This is a genomic window from Yoonia sp. (assembly GCF_965660735.1).
Classification (GTDB): domain Bacteria; phylum Pseudomonadota; class Alphaproteobacteria; order Rhodobacterales; family Rhodobacteraceae; genus Yoonia.
On the sequence record NZ_CBFIBD010000003.1, the window covers coordinates 113,137 to 130,372 of the forward strand.

The following is a 17,236-nucleotide window of genomic DNA, read 5'->3' on the forward strand; positions in this document are numbered from 1 at the left end:
ATCCTCATATTCCGTTTTGTGAATGCTAACACCGCCATAATCAAAAGGGAACAGTTTTGACCTTGCCTACAGTCCGAAAGGAAAAGTTTCGTCTTCACCCCTGCCGGCCAGCACCTGCGACGGCGTGACTGCCTGTGTGTCGTCACACCAGACAAAGGCATCGTATTGTTCTGATAGGCTGGCCGGGCTGTAATGGCTCCATCTTTCAGTTTCGGGGCGGTAAATGACGCCGATATAGCGTTCAAGCCGCGGCTCTGACAGCACTCGGCGCATTGCCTGGTTGCCGGGCGCGCGGAAATCAAACAGGAACCTTTCCATGTCGACGGCGTGGCACAAGGCCTCGATACTGCCGGGCAAGGGGGGGCGGATGGTTTTGATTTCCATCGGTGCATCCCATTCCGATGCGGCGGCGACTGTGCCCGATGCGGTGCCGAACCCGATCAATGCGGCTTCGTCACCGTATTCTTCGCGGCACAACTGGCCAATGTTCAATTCTCCGCGCGCCCGGCCCATATCGGTCTGACGGGCATCGCCGATGTGCGAATTATGTGCCCAGACGACTGCCTTTGTATCTGGTCCGCCGTGGTTGAGAAGTTCGCGTAGCGTTTCAAACATATGCCGGTCGCGCAGGTTCCACGACAGGTGCGATCCGAAATACATCGCCCGATAGTATCGTTCGGCATTGGCCACCAGCCGGGCATTCTGCTTGGCATCGAAAAACCGTTCGCCATCTTTCGCGCTGTAGTCGAGTTCTTTTTTCAGCAGATCGACAAGCATGTCGATGACGGGTTTTTCACACATCGCATAGCCCTTGGTCAGGGCCGCGCGCCCATAGGCCGCCGGTTCGCGCGACCAGGGTGTCAGGCAGCCATAGCGGCTGCGCGCGATGTCCGCCGCTGCACTGTCAACGCGATCCAAATAGCGCAAGACCTCAGCTATGGCGGCATTCATGTTGTAAAGGTCCAGCCCGTAAAGACCGACGCGGTCGGCGGGCTCTCTTGCGCTATTGATATCGCGCAGTTGCTGGATAAACGTTTCAAATTCCTGATTGCGCCACATCCATGTGGGAAAACGTGCGAACGGGGCAGGGCGATCGCCACGTGGTCCCGTTTGCCGGATCTGGCGGTTCAGCATTGCGGCATCGGGCCAGTCGGCCTCTAGCGCCACGATGGAGAACCCGTGTTTTTCAACCAACCTTCGTGTGATGGCGGCCCTTGCGCGATAAAATTCTGATGTGCCGTGGCTGGATTCACCCAAAAGCACGATCCGATGCGATCCGAACCGGTCGAATGCGGCCACAAAGGCGGGGTCATTGATGTCGGGCAGCGTTTCAGCGGCGTTCCGCAGGATCGACCGGTCGGTGGTGCCCGCCGGTTGCGCAGGCGCGGCACTGCGCACTTCGGCCGATGCCAGATGCGACACGAACCAGTCGCCCGCATGGCCGATCGCAAGGTCCAGCGTCCCGGGTTCTTCGAACAGATGCCCCGCACCCGGAACGATCTGCAATTTCTTGTCGCAGTCCAGTGCGGCAAGGGCCTGTTCATTCAACGCAATCACATCGTGATCAAGACTGCCGACAATCAAGAGCGTGGGGGATTGCACCTGTGGCAGATAGGGTTGCGCCAGATCAGGCCGTCCCCCGCGCGATACGATGGCACCAACCCTGCCGCGCAATTCGGCAGCGGCGACCAGCGCCGCAGCGGCCCCTGTGCTGGCGCCGAACAGCCCCACGGGCAGGTCTGCGACATCCGGTTCCGATCCGATCCAGACCATCGCTTCGATCACGCGTTCTGCAAGAAGAGGGATGTCAAAGACATTGCGCCTGTCTTGCGCCTCTTCTTCTGTCAGCAGATCGAACAAGAGCGTTGCAAAGCCGCGGGCGTTCAGATCGTCTGCAACACGCTGGTTGCGCGGGCTCAGCCGGCTGGAACCACTGCCGTGCACAAACACAATAATGGCTTGGGCATTCTGTGGCACGGACAGTTCGCCAGCCAGTGCGACAGGCGGGATGGATACCTGCCGCTGACTGATACGGTCGTCGGGCCGGTCCTGCACCTGGGTCACCCGGGCAAGCTGACGTATGACCTCTTCGTCCGACAACTGTCCGAAATCCCGGTAAAACGCCCCGACGCCGCGAAAGGTGGTCGCGCGCAGCAGGCAGACGACATCGTCGGCAAGGCCGGTCAGTTCCGCCAGCGCGCTTTCCGGGGCGACAGGCAGGGCCACGACAATGCGGCTTGCACCGTTGTCCTTCAAAGACTGCAAAGCTGCCTTCATGGTTGCGCCCGTGGCCAGCCCGTCGTCAATCACGATCGCAGTGCAACCGGCGGGATCAACGCGCGCGCGCTTTCCCAGATAGCGTTTCTTGCGGCGTTCAAGTTCGGCACGCTGCTCGGTGTGCGCACGTTGAATGAAGGCGTCGCTAGCGCCTGACAGACGCCGGACGTCTTCATTCATCAGGATATTATCGGCCGCCCCTTCGGCGATGGCACCCAGCGCGACCTCGGGGTTGCCCGGCGCCCCGATCTTGCGCACAAGGATCAAATCAAGTGGCGCACCAAGTTTGCGCGCTACTTCTGCGCCGACGGGGACACCACCCCGTGGCAGGGCAAAGACAACGGGATCCCGCAAGTCCATGTCGGCAAGCCTTTCGGCAAGCTGCTGTCCAGCATCCGTGCGATCCGCAAATTTGAGAAAATGTTCATCCATACGTGCAAGATGACATCGGGCTGGTGCGGGCGATTGATTTTGCTCAAGTCGGTCGACGATGTCAGGCAGATTACTGCCCAGCGGTGTTTTGCCGACGGCTGGCTGCAATCTGTGCCGATTGATCCCGATCAATCCAAATGCGGATTGATTGCAGACAGTGTCCATCAAGTCACAGCGCAACATTCCATTGAAAAGGAACGCCGCACATGATTTTTGACCACGCCCTTCATCTGCAAAAACTGGCCTGCGGTGATGACGTCCCGCGACAGCGGCAGTTGTCCTGCCGCCCGGAAATTCCGGCCGAGCTGCGCAAGTATATCGCGGCACTGGGCCCGGCACCCAAAAACACGCTGGAAACGCTTGTCGATCTCAGCATGACAGACGATGACATCGCTAGGTATTTCCGTGTGCCATGCCGCTGCATCAGCCAGTTGCGCGAGATTTGGAACATTCCTGCATGACGCTGGGGCAGGTGGCTATTTGACAGTCGCGACAATCTGCGCGGCGTGGTGCACGACCTTTTGCGACACGCTGCCCAGAATGGTGCCCCTGACAGTGCCAAGGCCGCGCGATCCGATCACGATCATATCGGCACTGTAATCATCGGCGGCGTCCATGATTTCATCTGCATAGTCGCCATCCAGCATAATGGTTTCGACCTTGCGCGCGCCCATTTCCTTGCTGCGGTCCTTGGCATATGCGGTCAACTGTTCGCCGATTGCCGTTGTCAGGCGCAGTGAGTTTCCCTCTGATGCGCCAGCTGCCAGCAGTTCATAGGGGCTTGCACCACTGGGCACAAAACCGGTGGTTCCGGCACCCTCTGCGACTTTGACCATGTGTTCGATTTCCGCCATGCGGGCCAATTCCTTGGCAGGGCGTCCGTGCATGAGCACATGGGCGATCATCAATTCCGCATCCATTTTGTGTGCCAACTCTGCTGCGACGTCCAATGCGCGTCGCCCATTGTCGGATCCGTCGTATGCCATCAGTATCTTGCCGATCATCGCGCTGCACCTTCGTGTCTGTCCGTTCAATCCGATGGTAGCGGGTCTGACCGGCGAATAATTGATGCGGGTCAATGCGGTGTGCGCCGTGTTACTCGGCGGCCCGTTGTGTGGCGTGACCCAAAGTGGGGGTGTAAAGGTAGTCGCGGGTCACGGGAACGGCGTCGATCTTGCGCGACAGCTGCAATTGAAACACCGCCTGATGGCCATGCCGAAAAGTCTGTTCCGATGCAGCCAGATAGAACCGCCACATGCGCACGAACCGGTCGTCATAAAGCGCACGCACGTCATCGCTGTTTGCGTTGAACCGATCAAACCAGTGGCGCAGTGTATAGGCATAATGCAGGCGCCAGCATTCCACATCCGCAGGCCACAGGCGTGCATGCTCGACGCTGCCCATCGTCTCGGACAATGTGGGAACATAGCCGCCGGGAAAGATGTATTTCTTGATCCACGGGTTCGTGGCCGACGGTGGCGCGGTCCAGCCGATCGTGTGGATCAGGGCGATACCGTCCGGTGTCAGCAGATTGCGCACCGCGTTGAAATAAGCGTCGTAATGCGGCAGCCCGACGTGTTCGAACATGCCGACGGAAACGATCCGGTCAAACGCGCCTTGCACATCGCGATAGTCGCAAAGCCGAAAACTGACCCGATGTGACAACCCCTCCTGGGCGGCGCGCTGTGTGGCGCAGGCGTATTGTTCCTCTGACAGCGTGACGCCGACAACCTGTGCGCCATAGTTGCGCGCCAGCGTCAGGGCCATCCCGCCCCAGCCACAGCCGATGTCAAGCACCCGCATCCCCGGTTCAATCAGCAGTTTGCGGGCAATGTGATCCTTTTTCTGGACTTGCGCCTGTTCTAGCGTGTCGCTGGGGTGGCGGAAATAGCCACAGGAATATTGCTTGTCCGTATCCAGAAAGAGGTCATAAAGCTGCCCCGACAGGTCATAATGATGCGCCACGTTGCGCCGGGAGCGGTGCGCGACATTGTTCTGTGTCAGTCTGCGCAGGGTGGTCCGCAGCTTGCCCAGCGGCTTTTGCCACCAGACGCGCGGCGCATGCTGGATGTTTTGCACGATCAACGCCAGAAACCCTTGCAGGTCATCGTCGTCAATCGTCAGTGTTCCGTTCATGTAAGATTCGCCCAAAGCCAGTTCGGGGTCCATGACCAGATGCCGCACGGTTGCGAGATCATGCAGACGCACGGTAACTAACGGGCGGCTCTGTCGGCCATAGGTGTGCTGGCGGCCATTGGGCATGACAACCGTCATGGTGCCATCCGTCAGCATCGTGCGCAGCATGCGATCCAGCACCTCTTGCCACATGGGTTCATCCTTTGGATTCGGCACGCGCTGGGACGCGGGCCCGATTGCCGATCAGGTCGCGTGGGACACTTTGATCTTTGTGGTCTGTGCGACGGCCTCTGGCGGTTTCGGGATCGTCACTGTCAACACGCCGTCCTTGACGACCGCCTCGACCGTGTCGGGGTCGATGCTGAATGGCAGCACCATCATCCGTTCGAACGCACCAGAGGTCCGTTCGATCCGATGGAACTGGCGCCCCTCTTCAGCCATTCGGTCTTCCTTTTCGGATTTCTTTTCGCCCTTGATGACGATCCGGTCGCCGGTGACGGATACATCCACGTCAGCTTCGGTCAGGCCGGGCAATTCTGCGGTGACGCAAAATTCCTGATCGGTTTCGCTGACGTTCGAACGGATCGACACATCGGATGCAGCCGGAAAGATGTCGTTCCCAAAATTATCAAACAGGCTGTCCACCTCCTTGCGCAAAGTCACAAGCGGGTTGTCCGTGCGGCTGCGCCCCCTGAGCCAACTGGCCGGCAGGAAATCTTGATAAGACATGGAAAGTGCTCCTTTGCATGAGTTGAACACGGTCGGGTTTACCAAATTGCCAGGTGGCCGAATTGAGCAAAATCAAAAACCGCCAGCGGTTTTGCCGCCAGACAGACGGGTTACTGAAAGGTTCTGTCATGTCCCGTGCCATCCCCGTTCAAACGACGGAAAATAAAGACGTCGCGCAGAAGCTGAGTGCGGTGGCGGACCTGTTGGAGCATCAAAACGGGAACGCATTCCGGGTCAGGGCCTATCGCGACGCCGCCACCTACTTGCAAGGGCTGCCGCAGCCGGTCAGCGCGATTTTAGCCAAGGGCGGCCCGCCCGCACTGGAAGCCTTGCCGACAATCGGTTCGTCCATTGGTGCCGCTATCACTGAAATTCTGCAAACCGGTGATTTGCGGCTATTGCACACGCTGCGTGGTGATCTGGACCCTGAAAAGCTGTTTCAGACAGTGCCGACGATTGGCCCCACGCTCGCTGCGGCCATTCATGAAAAACTGGGGATCGACACGCTGGAGGATCTGGAAGCGGCCGCGAACGACGGCAGACTGGCCGCCCTTTCGGGGTTCGGGCCGCGCCGGGTGCGCGGGATTCAATACGCGCTTGAAAAGCTGCTTGCGCGGCGTCGAAGGATTGGCCCACGGGTCGGTCAACTGCCGCCGCCGGTGCCAGAGGTTCTGGATGTGGATGAAGAATACCGAATGCGCGCATTGGAAGGATCGCTGCCGGTGATTGCACCCAAAAGGTTCAATCCCGAAAGGGCGGCATGGTTGCCGATCCTGCACGCCGAACGGGACGGGTGGCATTTCACCGCGCTTTATTCGAATACACAGCGGGCGCACCAATTGGGCCGTACCCGTGATTGGGTGGTGATCCGGTTCGACAAAGGGACGGCTGGCGAAGGCCAGTGCACGGTTGTGACCGAACTGCGTGGCCCATTGTCCGGCAAGCGCGTCATTCGCGGGCACGAAGCCGCCTGCATGCAGTTTTACGCCGATCAGTCCGACGCGGCGGACGCTTGATATCCATCAATCGGGCGGGCGGCTGCAATGATACCCTGACATCTGCATCCCGGTGCCGCCTGCGTGCGTGGCGCCGTCGTCGGATGCGGCCCGACCCACCCGCAGGAGGCAGATTTGATGGCGAAAGCATCGCAGCGACAAAGGCGCCCCACACATGTTGATGCACAAAACGGTGTTCCGCTGAACGGACCAATTCATCATCAATCGGATGTCCTCGTGTTCGTGGAACCAGAGCAGAAGGAGTCAGGTGCGATCCGGCACGCGCAAAAGGTCGCCAAGGCGTTTGGCGGGCATGTTGTTCTGGTGCACGTGATGCAGCCGCATCCCGCCGAAGGTGGTCCCGTTGATCCGGTGGATTGGGACATTCGCAAACAGACAAGGCGGAAATGGCTGGCCGGGCTGGCAGGCGGACTTGATGATGATCCGCGCCGCGCGGCGACTGTCGAACTACTTGAAGGGCCCTGTATCGCGCAAATAGAATCCCATCTGGAAGGCCGTCAGGATGATATTGCTGCCGTGCTGCGCGCGAATGGGCAAGACAATTGGCGGATGCGTGACACAGCTTGCGGTGTGATGGCATCGCGCAGCGCCGCGATCCTGATGATCCCGCAGGCATCGACAATCAAGATGTCGGATACCTATCAACGGATTCTTGTGCCGCTCGATGGCTCTGTCAGGTCGGAAAATGCTCTGCCAAGTGCCGCGACATTGGCCAAGACCGAAGGTGCCGAACTGGTCCTGTGCTACATTGCACCGGAGCCGGGGTTAAGCGCATTCGGGACAATGGACCCCGAAGCCACCAAGCTGCGCAGCGAGGTGACACGCCGGAACACGCAGGCAGGCCAGACCCATCTGGCCCGGATCAAGAACCGGCTGGCCCATCATGACCTGAAGATTTCGACCTGTATCGTCGCGCAAGGCGATGTGCGCCGCGCTCTTGTCGATACGATAACGGATCAGTCGGCAGATTTTGTGGTGATGGCGACCCACGGCGAAAGCGGTCACCGCGATGTGCCGATGGGCAAGGTGGCTAGTTTCGTGCTGGACCGGGCGCATGTGCCGGTTTTGCTGGTGCGCCACCGGGTCGGACGCGCCGAAAACCACGCTTTTGAAAAGGCCAGATCAGAGGGTGCCCGGCAACCGGTCGGCACTGACGAATGACCCAAACCGCTGCCCCGTCATCCCCCCAGTACGATCGCTTGCAAGAACTTGCACAGCGCCAGGTCTTCACAGCGCGCAGCCCTGTGCTGGTCGAAATCTACCGGGCTCTGCCGGCGCTGGATGACTGGCTTGCCGCTGCGCGCGATGCCTGCGCAGATCCGGCCCCGGCCCATATCAGGGCGGCTGACTGGTTGCAGGACAATGATTATCATGTCGCCCGCGCCATGCGTCGCCTGAGCGATGACCTGCCTGCCAGCTATTACCGCCTGCTGCCTGCGCTTCGTGATGCGCACGGGGCGGGCAAGCCGCGTGTTTATGTACTGGCGCAGACGCTGTGCGACATCCTGCACCCGCAGATTTCCTTTGCCAGCCTGGTTGACGCGGTGCGGGACTTTCAACAGAGTGCCGAACTGACCAACGCCGAGCTGTGGGCGCTGCCGTCGATGTTGCGGCTTGCCAGTATCGCACAGCTAGTTGATGCCTTTGCCGAAATGTGGCCGGATCTGCGCCCTGCTTTTGATCTATCCCACGTCGATCAGTCCGATCCCGATCCGGTTGCCCGCACGGCCCGCGCAATCACCAATCTGATCGCAATCCACGATATAAAATGGGAAGATTTTGTAGATCGGACCAGTCTGATCGAAGCCACCCTTTGCACTGATCCCGCCGGGATCTATCCCGATATGACATTCGAGACGCGCGACCGTTTCCGCAAGGCGGTCGAAAGGCTGGCGCGAAGGTCCGATTTGTCCGAACGCGCGGTTGCACAGGCGGCGATCGCATTCGCGCGCGATCATGTCGATGACGCGGTGCAAACCCATGTGGGGTATTGGCTGGTGGGTGACGGGCTACGCGCACTTGAAGCACAGGTAGGCTATCGCGCTGATAGCGGGCTTGCCCTGCGCAGATGGCTGGCCCGCTATCGTGGCTTGCTTTACGCCGGAGGCCTGATTTCTGGGGTGCTGGCGGCAATGGCGGTGCCGCTGGTCTATCTGCTTTCTCACGATGCCACGTGGCTGCAATTGCTTGTCGGGGCGGCGCTATCGTTGCTGCCTGCCACGATCCTCAGCGTCTGGGTGGTGCATTGGATCATCACCCGACTGACGCGGCCAGAGCCGCTGGCCGAGCTTGACCTGTCAGAGTCCATTCCCCCCGACTATCCAACGGCAATCGTGCTGCCAGTCATTCTGGGGGCAATAGCAGAGGTGAACCAGATCGCGGAAAAATTGGAAATCCTGCGGCTGGCGAACCCTGACCCTGCTTTGCGCTTTGTGGTTCTGTCCGATCCGGTGGATGCCTCGGTGCAGACGCTGCCCGACGATGCAAAGATCGTCAACGCACTAAGCGGAAAGGTGGCGGAACTGAACCAGCGCTATGGATCAAGCGGTGACGACCCTTTCTTCTTGCTTCACCGGCCGCGCATATTCGCCCCGACCGAAGGCTGCTGGATGGCGCGTGAACGCAAGCGCGGCAAGCTGGAAGATTTCAACCATCTGGTTCTTGGTGAACAGACGGATGCCTTTTCAGTGGTGATCGGCCCACAGGCGGTGTTGCGCAAACTGCGATTTGCCATCACGCTGGATGCCGATACCCAAATGCCGCCGGGGTCTGCTGCGCGCCTGATCGGGATCATGGCCCATCCGTTGAACCGACCGATGCTTGACCCTGAAACCCGGCGTGTCACACGTGGCCATGCCATCATCCAGCCCCGGATCGAAATTTTACCGAAACTGGGCAAGGAAACCCATTTCGCCCATCTTTACGGGGGCGACACCGCTGTCGATATCTATAGCCGGGCTGTTTCGGATGTTTATCAGGACCTGTTCGGCACCGGCATTTTCGTTGGCAAGGGGATCTACGATATCGCCGGCCTGCAAACCAGTATCGCAGGGCGTATTCCGGAAAACCGGATATTGAGTCATGATCTGTTCGAAGGCCTGCACGCCCGTGCGGCGCTTGCGACCAATGTCGTGCTATACGAGGATCTGCCAGGCACCTATCCGGAATTCGCGCATCGCCAGCATCGCTGGATGCGCGGGGACTGGCAACTCTTGCCATGGCTTTGGCACCGGGTGCCGTCTGCGCAGGGACGCACCGCCACAAACGAGCTATCCGCATTGGATCGCTGGAAAATCGCCGACAATCTGCGCCGCAGTCTGGTGCCGCCAGCGCTGCTTCTGTTTTTTTTCGGTGCCTGGCTGGCGCTGCCGGGCAGCGCACTTGTCTGGACCTTTCTGGCCATCGCCGCACCCGGAAGTTACCTGATCGGAGAGGTGTTTGCGATCGCGACGGGCGGTATCCGGCGGGGCATCGCGGGCCGAGTCATTCATCAGATCAAGACGCAGGGTGGGCGCTGGTTCTTTTCGATCGTGTTTCTGGTCACTGACACGCACAACGCACTGGACGCCATCGGTCGGACGCTGTGGCGCATGGGGGTAAGCGGGCGCAAACGCCTTGAATGGACATCAGCTGCCCATGCCGCGACGGTGTTCTCGCGGGTGGATATCCGAACCGCGTCCTGGCGTCTCATGTGGCCGTCAACGGCGCTGGCGCTGGCGCTCGGGTTTTACTTGCTGGCCCGTGATCCGCAGGATTTCTGGGCTGCGGCACCTGTCCTGCTGCTGTGGCTTGTCGCCCCCGAGATTTCAGTCTGGAGCGCAGGCCGCCGTCGGTTTCGCAGCCAGTCGCTGACAGATGCACAGCGGCGGTTTCTGGTTCTGGTGGCCCGCCGGACCTGGCATTTCTTTGAAACCTTCGTCGGGCCGAATGACAACTGGCTGCCCCCTGACAATTACCAGCACCGCGACGAGGACGCGATCGCACATCGCACATCGCCCACCAATATTGGAATGTTTCTGGTGTCGGCGCTGGGCGCACGGGACATGGGGTTCATCAGTACCAGCGATTTTCTGATCCGTGTGCGCAATACGGTCGAGACGCTGGGTCGTGTCCGCACCTTTCGCGGTCATATCCTGAACTGGTATGACACCCGCACGCTTGAACCGCTTGAACCGCAGTATGTCTCGACCGTGGATAGCGGCAATCTGGCGGTATCGCTGATCGTGTTGCGACAAGGGTGTCTGGAACTGGCCGCGAAAGCATCTGTTGGCCGCGCCTGTTTCGGCTGCCTTGGCACGACGCTGGACCTGCTGGCGGGCGCGATCCGGGTGCTGCCGGATCATGATGCACCCCGCCTGACACAGACCGAGCAGGCAATCCGCAACCTGATCGACGCGGCCGGGCAATCGCCCCTGGTCTGGCAGCAGACCCTTGCCGCGCTGGACGGCCCCCATTGGCACGCATTGGAAGAACTGGTGCGCGATGCCATCGCCGCTGCGCCGCAAGCGCCGGAAGCGGACCTGAAAGACGTCACCGTCTGGCTGGACCGCTATCATCACGACCTGCACCGGATCGCGCGGGACATTGATACCTTCATGCCATGGCTGCCTTTGCTTGCAGAACCGCCAAGGGGTATGGCCGCGTTTGCAGCGGATGCCGCCGCAGCCCTGCATCCCAGCGACCGCCCCTTTGACGACCAGATCGCCGGGGGCGATGTGCTGACCCTGCTGGAGGCCCGCCAATCGGACGTGGACAGACAGGACGATTCATCGCGCGACTGGCTTCAGGCGCTGCGGCGCGCGATCGAGGATGGTCTGGCCGAACAGGCGGCGGTGCGCGCGGGCCTGATCGCGCTGGCCGAAGAGGCAGAGCATATCGCCTATGGGATGGACTTCAGCTTTCTTTACGACCCTGGTGTCCGGCTGTTTCGCATCGGCTATAATCACAGTCTGGGCGAAATGGACCACAGCCATTACGATCTGCTGGCGACAGAGGCCCGGCTTGCGAGCTATTTCGCCATTGCCAAACATGATGCGCCGATCGAGCACTGGTTTTCGTTCAGCCGCCCGGTGACACGGTTGCAGGGCAAGCCGTCGATCCTGTCCTGGAACGGGTCGATGTTCGAATACCTTATGCCGCCCCTGTTCCTGCCCAGTTACCGCGACACCCTGCTGGGCGAAAGTGAACTGACGGCGGTGGATTTCCAACGCGCCTATGCCCGCGAGCGTGGGGTGCCTTGGGGGATATCGGAATCGGCTTTCGGGGCCACGGATGCGCATGGCACCTATCAGTACAAGGCCTTTGGCGTGCCTGGTCTGGGCATCAGGCGCGGCTTGACCGAAGATCTTGTCATCGCGCCCTATAGCTCAGCGCTTGCGCTTTGCGGCTGGCCCGAGGCCGCGGCGGACAACCTTGCCCGGCTGGCAGAGCTTGGCGCGATGACGCGTTACGGCTTTTATGACGCGCTGGATTACACGCCAGACCGCACAACGCCGGTCCTGCCCTTTGTTCCTGTCAAGACCTATATGGCGCATCATCAGGGGATGCTGCTGGCGGCCATCGTCAATGCAACGGCGGGTGACGTCATGATCCATAGGTTCCTGCGCGAAAAACCGGCGCAGGCGATGGATCTTTTGTTGCAGGAACGTGTGCCGTGGGATGTGCCGCTTGAACGGGGGCGCGCGGATGAGGCATGGGAACGTCCTGCGCAGACAGACACGGTGCCGTCGCTTGCACCATGGGTGCCATCGGCGGATTTCGCTGTGCCGCAGGTGCATGTGCTGGGCAACGGGCGCATGGCGTCGCTGGTGACGGGGACGGGGGGTGGCGGGCTGTCACAGGACGGCAACGCGTTGACACGGTGGCGCGCCGACCCCACCCGCACCTCTGACGGCGTCTGGATTTATTGCCGGGATAGCGGGACAGGCCACGTCTGGTCGCTTGGCGCGGCGCCAACTGACGGTGACAGCCCAGAGGTGAAATGCGTCTTTCATCAACATATGGTCGAACTGCTGCGGCATCACGACGGGATCGTCACGCGGATGGACATCACTGTGGCACCCTACGACGACGTCGAAATTCGCCGTGTCACGCTGATCAACGAAAGCGACCGGGACCGCACCGTCGATCTGACATCCTATGGCGAGGTCGTGCTTGCCCCCGCATTGGAAGACGAACGCCACCCGGCCTTTAGCAAGCTGTTCGTTCACAGCACGTGGCTGGCCGAGGATCAGGCCCTGCTGTTTCAGCGTCGCCCGCGCCGCCCCGAGACCCGGCCACCCGTTCTGTTGCACAAGGTCGTGTCAGATGATCCTGCCGTCACGTTCCGCGCGTGGGATACGGATCGCGCCGGATTTCTGGGCCGCGACCGCGCGGGCGCTTTGCCCAAAGCACTGACCGATGGGCTGGGTCGGCGCGACGGCTGGACCCTTGACCCGATCATGGCGCTCCAGACCCGCGTGCAATTGAAACCGATGCAGGTGACAGAACTGTCCTTTTTGACCATTACCGGCCAAACGCGGACCGATGTGCTGGAAACCGCCAGCCGCTATCCTGCCACGGCGGTGGATCGCGTGTTTCGTGATGCGCTGATCGAAACCGGGCGCATGGTGCAGAAACTGGACATTGATCCGGTGCATCTGCCGAAATTGCAGGTTCTGTCGTCGCTCTTGTCACATTTCAATCACACGCTGCGTGGCGCCCCTCCTGATGACGGTCAGACGTGGGGCGGCCAACCAGAGTTATGGCGCTTTGGCATTTCTGGCGATCTGCCAATCCTGCTTTTGAAGGCCAGACAGACTGATGATGCGTTCCTGCTTGATCTGCTGATCCGGGCGCAGCGGCTATGGGCGGCAAAGGGGCTTGAAATCGATCTGGTCATATTGCGCGACGCGGTATCCGGCTATGAGGAGCCGCTACGCGAAAGGGTGCTTGCGATCATGCGTGACACCCATGCCGACAGCGTGCTGGGCAAGCGCGGCGGCATCCATCTGCTGGCGGCCGACCAGATCGACGCTGACCTGCGCTGCGGACTGGAGGCAGCGGCCCATGTGGTGCTGCGCGATGACGGCACTTCGCTGCGCGAAACGCTTGATCGTGCGCTGGAAACGCATGTCATGCCGCCTCGCTTTGATTCGGGGGCGCCGCTGACGGCGGATGTCATTGCGCCGGTATCACGGCCAGATAACCTGATGTTTGACAACGGCTATGGTGGTTTTGACCCCGACAGCGGGGATTATGTGATTCATCTGTCGGCAGGCACCCATACGCCCGCGCCATGGTGCAATGTCATCGCCAATGATGATTTTGGCTGTCTGGTCAGCGAAGCCGGCTTTGGCGCGACGTGGGCCGGCAACAGCGGAGAGCATCGCCTGACACCCTGGTCAAATGATCCCGTCGCCAACATCCCGTCCGAGGTGCTGTATCTGCGAGACGAAGCCACGGGGGCCGTCTGGACGACGACGCCGGCACCGCTGGGCCATGGTGAAGACTGCGAGATCCGGCATGGGGCGGGGGAAACGACGTGGCGGCAGAACAGCCACGGTCTGGAACAGGAATTGCGTGCCTTTGTGCCGGTGGATGCTGCGGTCAAGCTGGTGCGTCTTCGGCTGACCAACCGGTCAGGCCGGGCGCGGCGGGTGTCTGCGACCTATTACGCGGAATGGATTCTGGGCGCATTGGGCAGTGTGTCGGGGCCCCATGTGACCAGCCGTTTTGACCCGGCGCTGGAGGCGATCATCGGGCGGAACCGGTGGAACCCCGAATTCGGATCAAGGGCGGCCTTTCTGACTGCCTCGGTCGAGGCGCATAGTGTCAGCGGCGACCGGCATGATTTTCTGGGGCGCGAAGGTAGCATCCATGCCCCCGAAGGCTTGCAGCGCTGGGATCTGGGCGGGCGGTTTACCCCCGGCAGCGATGCCTGTGCCGCCTATCAGGTGCATTTTGACATCGGTCCGGACCAAAGCGCAGAAGTGGTTTTTGCGCTGGGCGAAGTCGCGGAGCAGCGGGACCTGGAAACAGCCGTGTCGCGATGGAAGGATCCGGCCGAGGCCGACACCGCCTATCAGGTATTGCAGGGCACATGGGGCAAGCGGCTGGGGTCCGTGCAGGTCAAGACCCCCGATCCTGCGTTCGACCTGATGGTCAATCGCTGGCTGCCCTATCAGAACCGCGCCTGCCGGATCATGGCGCGCGCCGGCTTTTATCAGGCTGGTGGTGCCTATGGTTTTCGGGACCAGTTGCAGGATGTCCTGGCGCTTTTGCACAGCGACCCTGACCGCGCGCGCGAACATATTCTGTTGGCGGCCAGCTATCAGTTTGAAGCAGGTGATGCGTTGCACTGGTGGCATCCGCCAGAGGGGCGCGGCGTGCGGACGCGCTGTTCAGATGACTATATCTGGCTGGCTTATGTCACGGCCCGATATGTCGAGGCCACCGGCGACAGGGATATACTGAACGCGACGGTCCCGTTTCTGAAGGCGCCGGAACTGCGGGCGGATGAACATGACCGCTATGCGCTGTTCGCACATGGCGAACAGGCATCGCTGTATGATCACTGCGCGCGCGCGCTGGACCGGATGATGACTGTCGGTGCGCATGGGTTGCCCCTGATGGGGGCTGGCGATTGGAATGACGGGATGGACCGGATCGGCGACGAAGGCCAGGGCGAGAGCGTGTGGCTCGCGTGGTTCCAGATCGCGACGATCGGGCTTTTTGCGCCGTTGGCCGAAACGGCGGGCCTTGCGCAGGACGCGGCGCGCTGGCGGGATCATGCAAAGGGTTTGCGCCGGGCCATCGCTGATCACGCATGGGATGGGGCGTGGTATCTACGGGCGATCGACGACGCAGGCGTGCCATGGGGTTCTGCTGAAAATGAGGAATGCCGGATCGACCTGATTGCACAGGCGTGGTCCGTGCTGGACACCGGGCCGGTTGACGACCGCGCACGCAAGGCGATCCGATCAGCGGCAGATCATCTGGTGGACACCGAGGCGCGCCTGGTCCGGCTGTTGACCCCACCATTTGATCGGACCGACCGCGACCCCGGCTATATTCAGGCCTATCCCCCCGGCATCCGTGAAAACGGCGGGCAATATACCCATGCGGCGACGTGGCTGGGTGCGGCTTATGTTGCCCTTGGTGACGGGACCAAGGCACATCAGGTTTTCGACATCATCATCCCGGTCCGGCGCGCCGCAAGCAAGACCGCTGCGGATCATTATATGCGCGAGCCATATGTGCTGGCTGGTGACGTGTCAGGGGCGGGAGAGCGGATCGGACAGGGTGGATGGTCCTGGTATACCGGTGCCGCCGGCTGGAGCTGGCAACTGGCCGTTGCGGGCATCCTTGGGATCCGCCCCCGAAACGGCGAGGTCAGCATCACCCCCTGCCTGCCAGACAAATGGACGCAGGCGCATGTCACGCTTGACGGGCCGCGTGGCCGGATCGAAATCGAGATTGCAGGAAGTGGCGCGGCGGCGCAGGAAACTGCACGCGTTACCGTGGATGGCAAGCCCTGGAAAAAGCCGACCGTTTCCTACCCCGGCAAGGGCAAGATCCGCCGGGTGCAGGTATCCTAGCCGACTGGGATGAAGTTGGTTACCGGGGCGGCTTCGCCTATGATATCGGCGTAGGCAGGGTCAGCTCTTGCACGAAACAGCGTCGCGGCAAGCAAGCCACGTTTTGACCCGCAATCAAACCGCCGCCCGGAAAACCGAAACCCCGCGATACCGACGGTGGGCGCGCCGCTTGTGATCGCATCGGTCAGCTGGACCTCGCCATCCTTGCCCGGGCCCTGACGGGCCAACGCATCAAAAATGGCCGGGTCAAGGATATACCGCCCGACGGCAGCCATCTGTGACGGCGCCTTTTCGGGATCAGGTTTTTCCACGACACTGCGGGCATAAACGATCCGGCCATCCTGCCGGGTGACGGACAGGATACCATATTTGTCGGTTTGCGCCTTTGGCACTTGCATCGTCGCGACAAGGTGCCCGCACCCGCAGCCGGGATAGGCGGCTGTCATCTCGCTCAGGCAGCCAGCGCCATCCAGGATCAGGTCATCGGGCAGAACGACCGCGACGGGGCCGTCAAGCACGTAATCCCGCGCCCGCAGCACCGCATCGCCCAACCCGTCGGGGTCATGTTGCGTCACGAAAATGACGTCGGTGTCGTGCAGATCAAGCGCGGTGTCGCGCAAGACCTCTGCCAGACCCGGCTTGCCTTGTCGTATCAGGCGCTCGCGCAGACGCGCATCATCCATCAGATAACGCGAAAGTGCTGTCTTGGATGCATGTGTCACAAAGATCACCCGTTCGATCCCGGCGGCGCGCACCTCGTCAATTGCGAATTGGATCAGGGGCTTGTCGATGACCGGCAACAGTTCCTTGGGCGTCGCCTTGGTTGCCGGCAAGAGCCGTGTGCCCAGACCGGCGACCGGGAAAATGGCTGTGCGAACGATCTGGTTCTTCATTGTATGACATCCTTTCGGGCCGCCACAGACGAAAAGAGGCAGCAGAACTGGGTTCACCTTGCCTTTTTCACAGTGGCGCAGGCAGTGAGGGGCTTTGTTGACTTTTCTCAATCCGGGCCGCGCCCGCCGATCTATGTGCAGACGACAATCGACGTGGCACGACCCGGGCCCGTTG

9 protein-coding genes are annotated in these 17,236 nt (G+C 61.0%); 4 read left to right on the forward strand and 5 right to left on the reverse strand.

Annotated features, from left to right (window positions below):
• Positions 1-66: 66 nt before the first annotated feature.
• On the reverse strand, positions 67-2,709 hold the full coding sequence (locus tag ACTG4B_RS03005; RefSeq protein WP_439154196.1) for an erythromycin esterase family protein: 2,643 nt from the start codon (positions 2,707-2,709) through the stop codon (positions 67-69).
• Positions 2,710-2,915: 206 nt separating this feature from the next.
• Here ACTG4B_RS03005 and ACTG4B_RS03010 point away from each other — a divergent pair, with 206 nt between their 5' ends.
• Positions 2,916-3,170 (forward strand): hypothetical protein, encoded by a 255-nt coding sequence (locus tag ACTG4B_RS03010; RefSeq protein ID WP_439154197.1) that lies wholly within the window; start codon positions 2,916-2,918, stop codon positions 3,168-3,170.
• Between the two features lie 15 nt (positions 3,171-3,185).
• Here the strand turns inward: ACTG4B_RS03010 and ACTG4B_RS03015 are convergent, their stop codons facing one another.
• From ACTG4B_RS03015 to ACTG4B_RS03025, 3 genes are all read right to left on the reverse strand, one after another.
• Positions 3,186-3,713: a universal stress protein gene (locus ACTG4B_RS03015; protein WP_439154198.1), complete on the reverse strand. Its 528-nt coding sequence runs from the start codon at positions 3,711-3,713 to the stop codon at positions 3,186-3,188.
• A 91-nt stretch (positions 3,714-3,804) separates the two neighbouring features.
• Positions 3,805-5,037, reverse strand: coding sequence for a class I SAM-dependent methyltransferase (locus ACTG4B_RS03020; RefSeq protein ID WP_439154199.1), 1,233 nt, complete (start codon positions 5,035-5,037; stop codon positions 3,805-3,807).
• A gap of 51 nt (positions 5,038-5,088) precedes the next feature.
• Positions 5,089-5,574: an Hsp20/alpha crystallin family protein gene (locus ACTG4B_RS03025; protein WP_439154200.1), complete on the reverse strand. Its 486-nt coding sequence runs from the start codon at positions 5,572-5,574 to the stop codon at positions 5,089-5,091.
• 128 nt (positions 5,575-5,702) lie between these two features.
• Here ACTG4B_RS03025 and ACTG4B_RS03030 point away from each other — a divergent pair, with 128 nt between their 5' ends.
• From ACTG4B_RS03030 to ACTG4B_RS03040, 3 genes are all read left to right on the forward strand, one after another.
• Positions 5,703-6,590, forward strand: a complete 888-nt coding sequence (locus ACTG4B_RS03030; RefSeq protein ID WP_439154201.1) for a helix-hairpin-helix domain-containing protein — start codon at positions 5,703-5,705, stop codon at positions 6,588-6,590.
• A 117-nt stretch (positions 6,591-6,707) separates the two neighbouring features.
• Complete coding sequence (locus ACTG4B_RS03035) at positions 6,708-7,751, forward strand: universal stress protein (RefSeq protein WP_439154202.1); 1,044 nt, start codon at positions 6,708-6,710, stop codon at positions 7,749-7,751.
• Positions 7,748-16,168: a GH36-type glycosyl hydrolase domain-containing protein gene (locus ACTG4B_RS03040; RefSeq protein ID WP_439154203.1), complete on the forward strand. Its 8,421-nt coding sequence runs from the start codon at positions 7,748-7,750 to the stop codon at positions 16,166-16,168. Before ACTG4B_RS03035 ends, ACTG4B_RS03040 begins: the two co-directional genes overlap by 4 nt.
• Here ACTG4B_RS03040 and ACTG4B_RS03045 read toward each other — a convergent pair.
• The gene (locus ACTG4B_RS03045; protein ID WP_439154204.1) at positions 16,165-17,061 is read right to left on the reverse strand and encodes a UTP--glucose-1-phosphate uridylyltransferase; all 897 of its coding nucleotides are present in this window, start codon (positions 17,059-17,061) and stop codon (positions 16,165-16,167) included. The two genes, ACTG4B_RS03040 and ACTG4B_RS03045, sit on opposite strands and share 4 nt — an antisense overlap.
• Positions 17,062-17,236 lie beyond the last annotated feature (175 nt).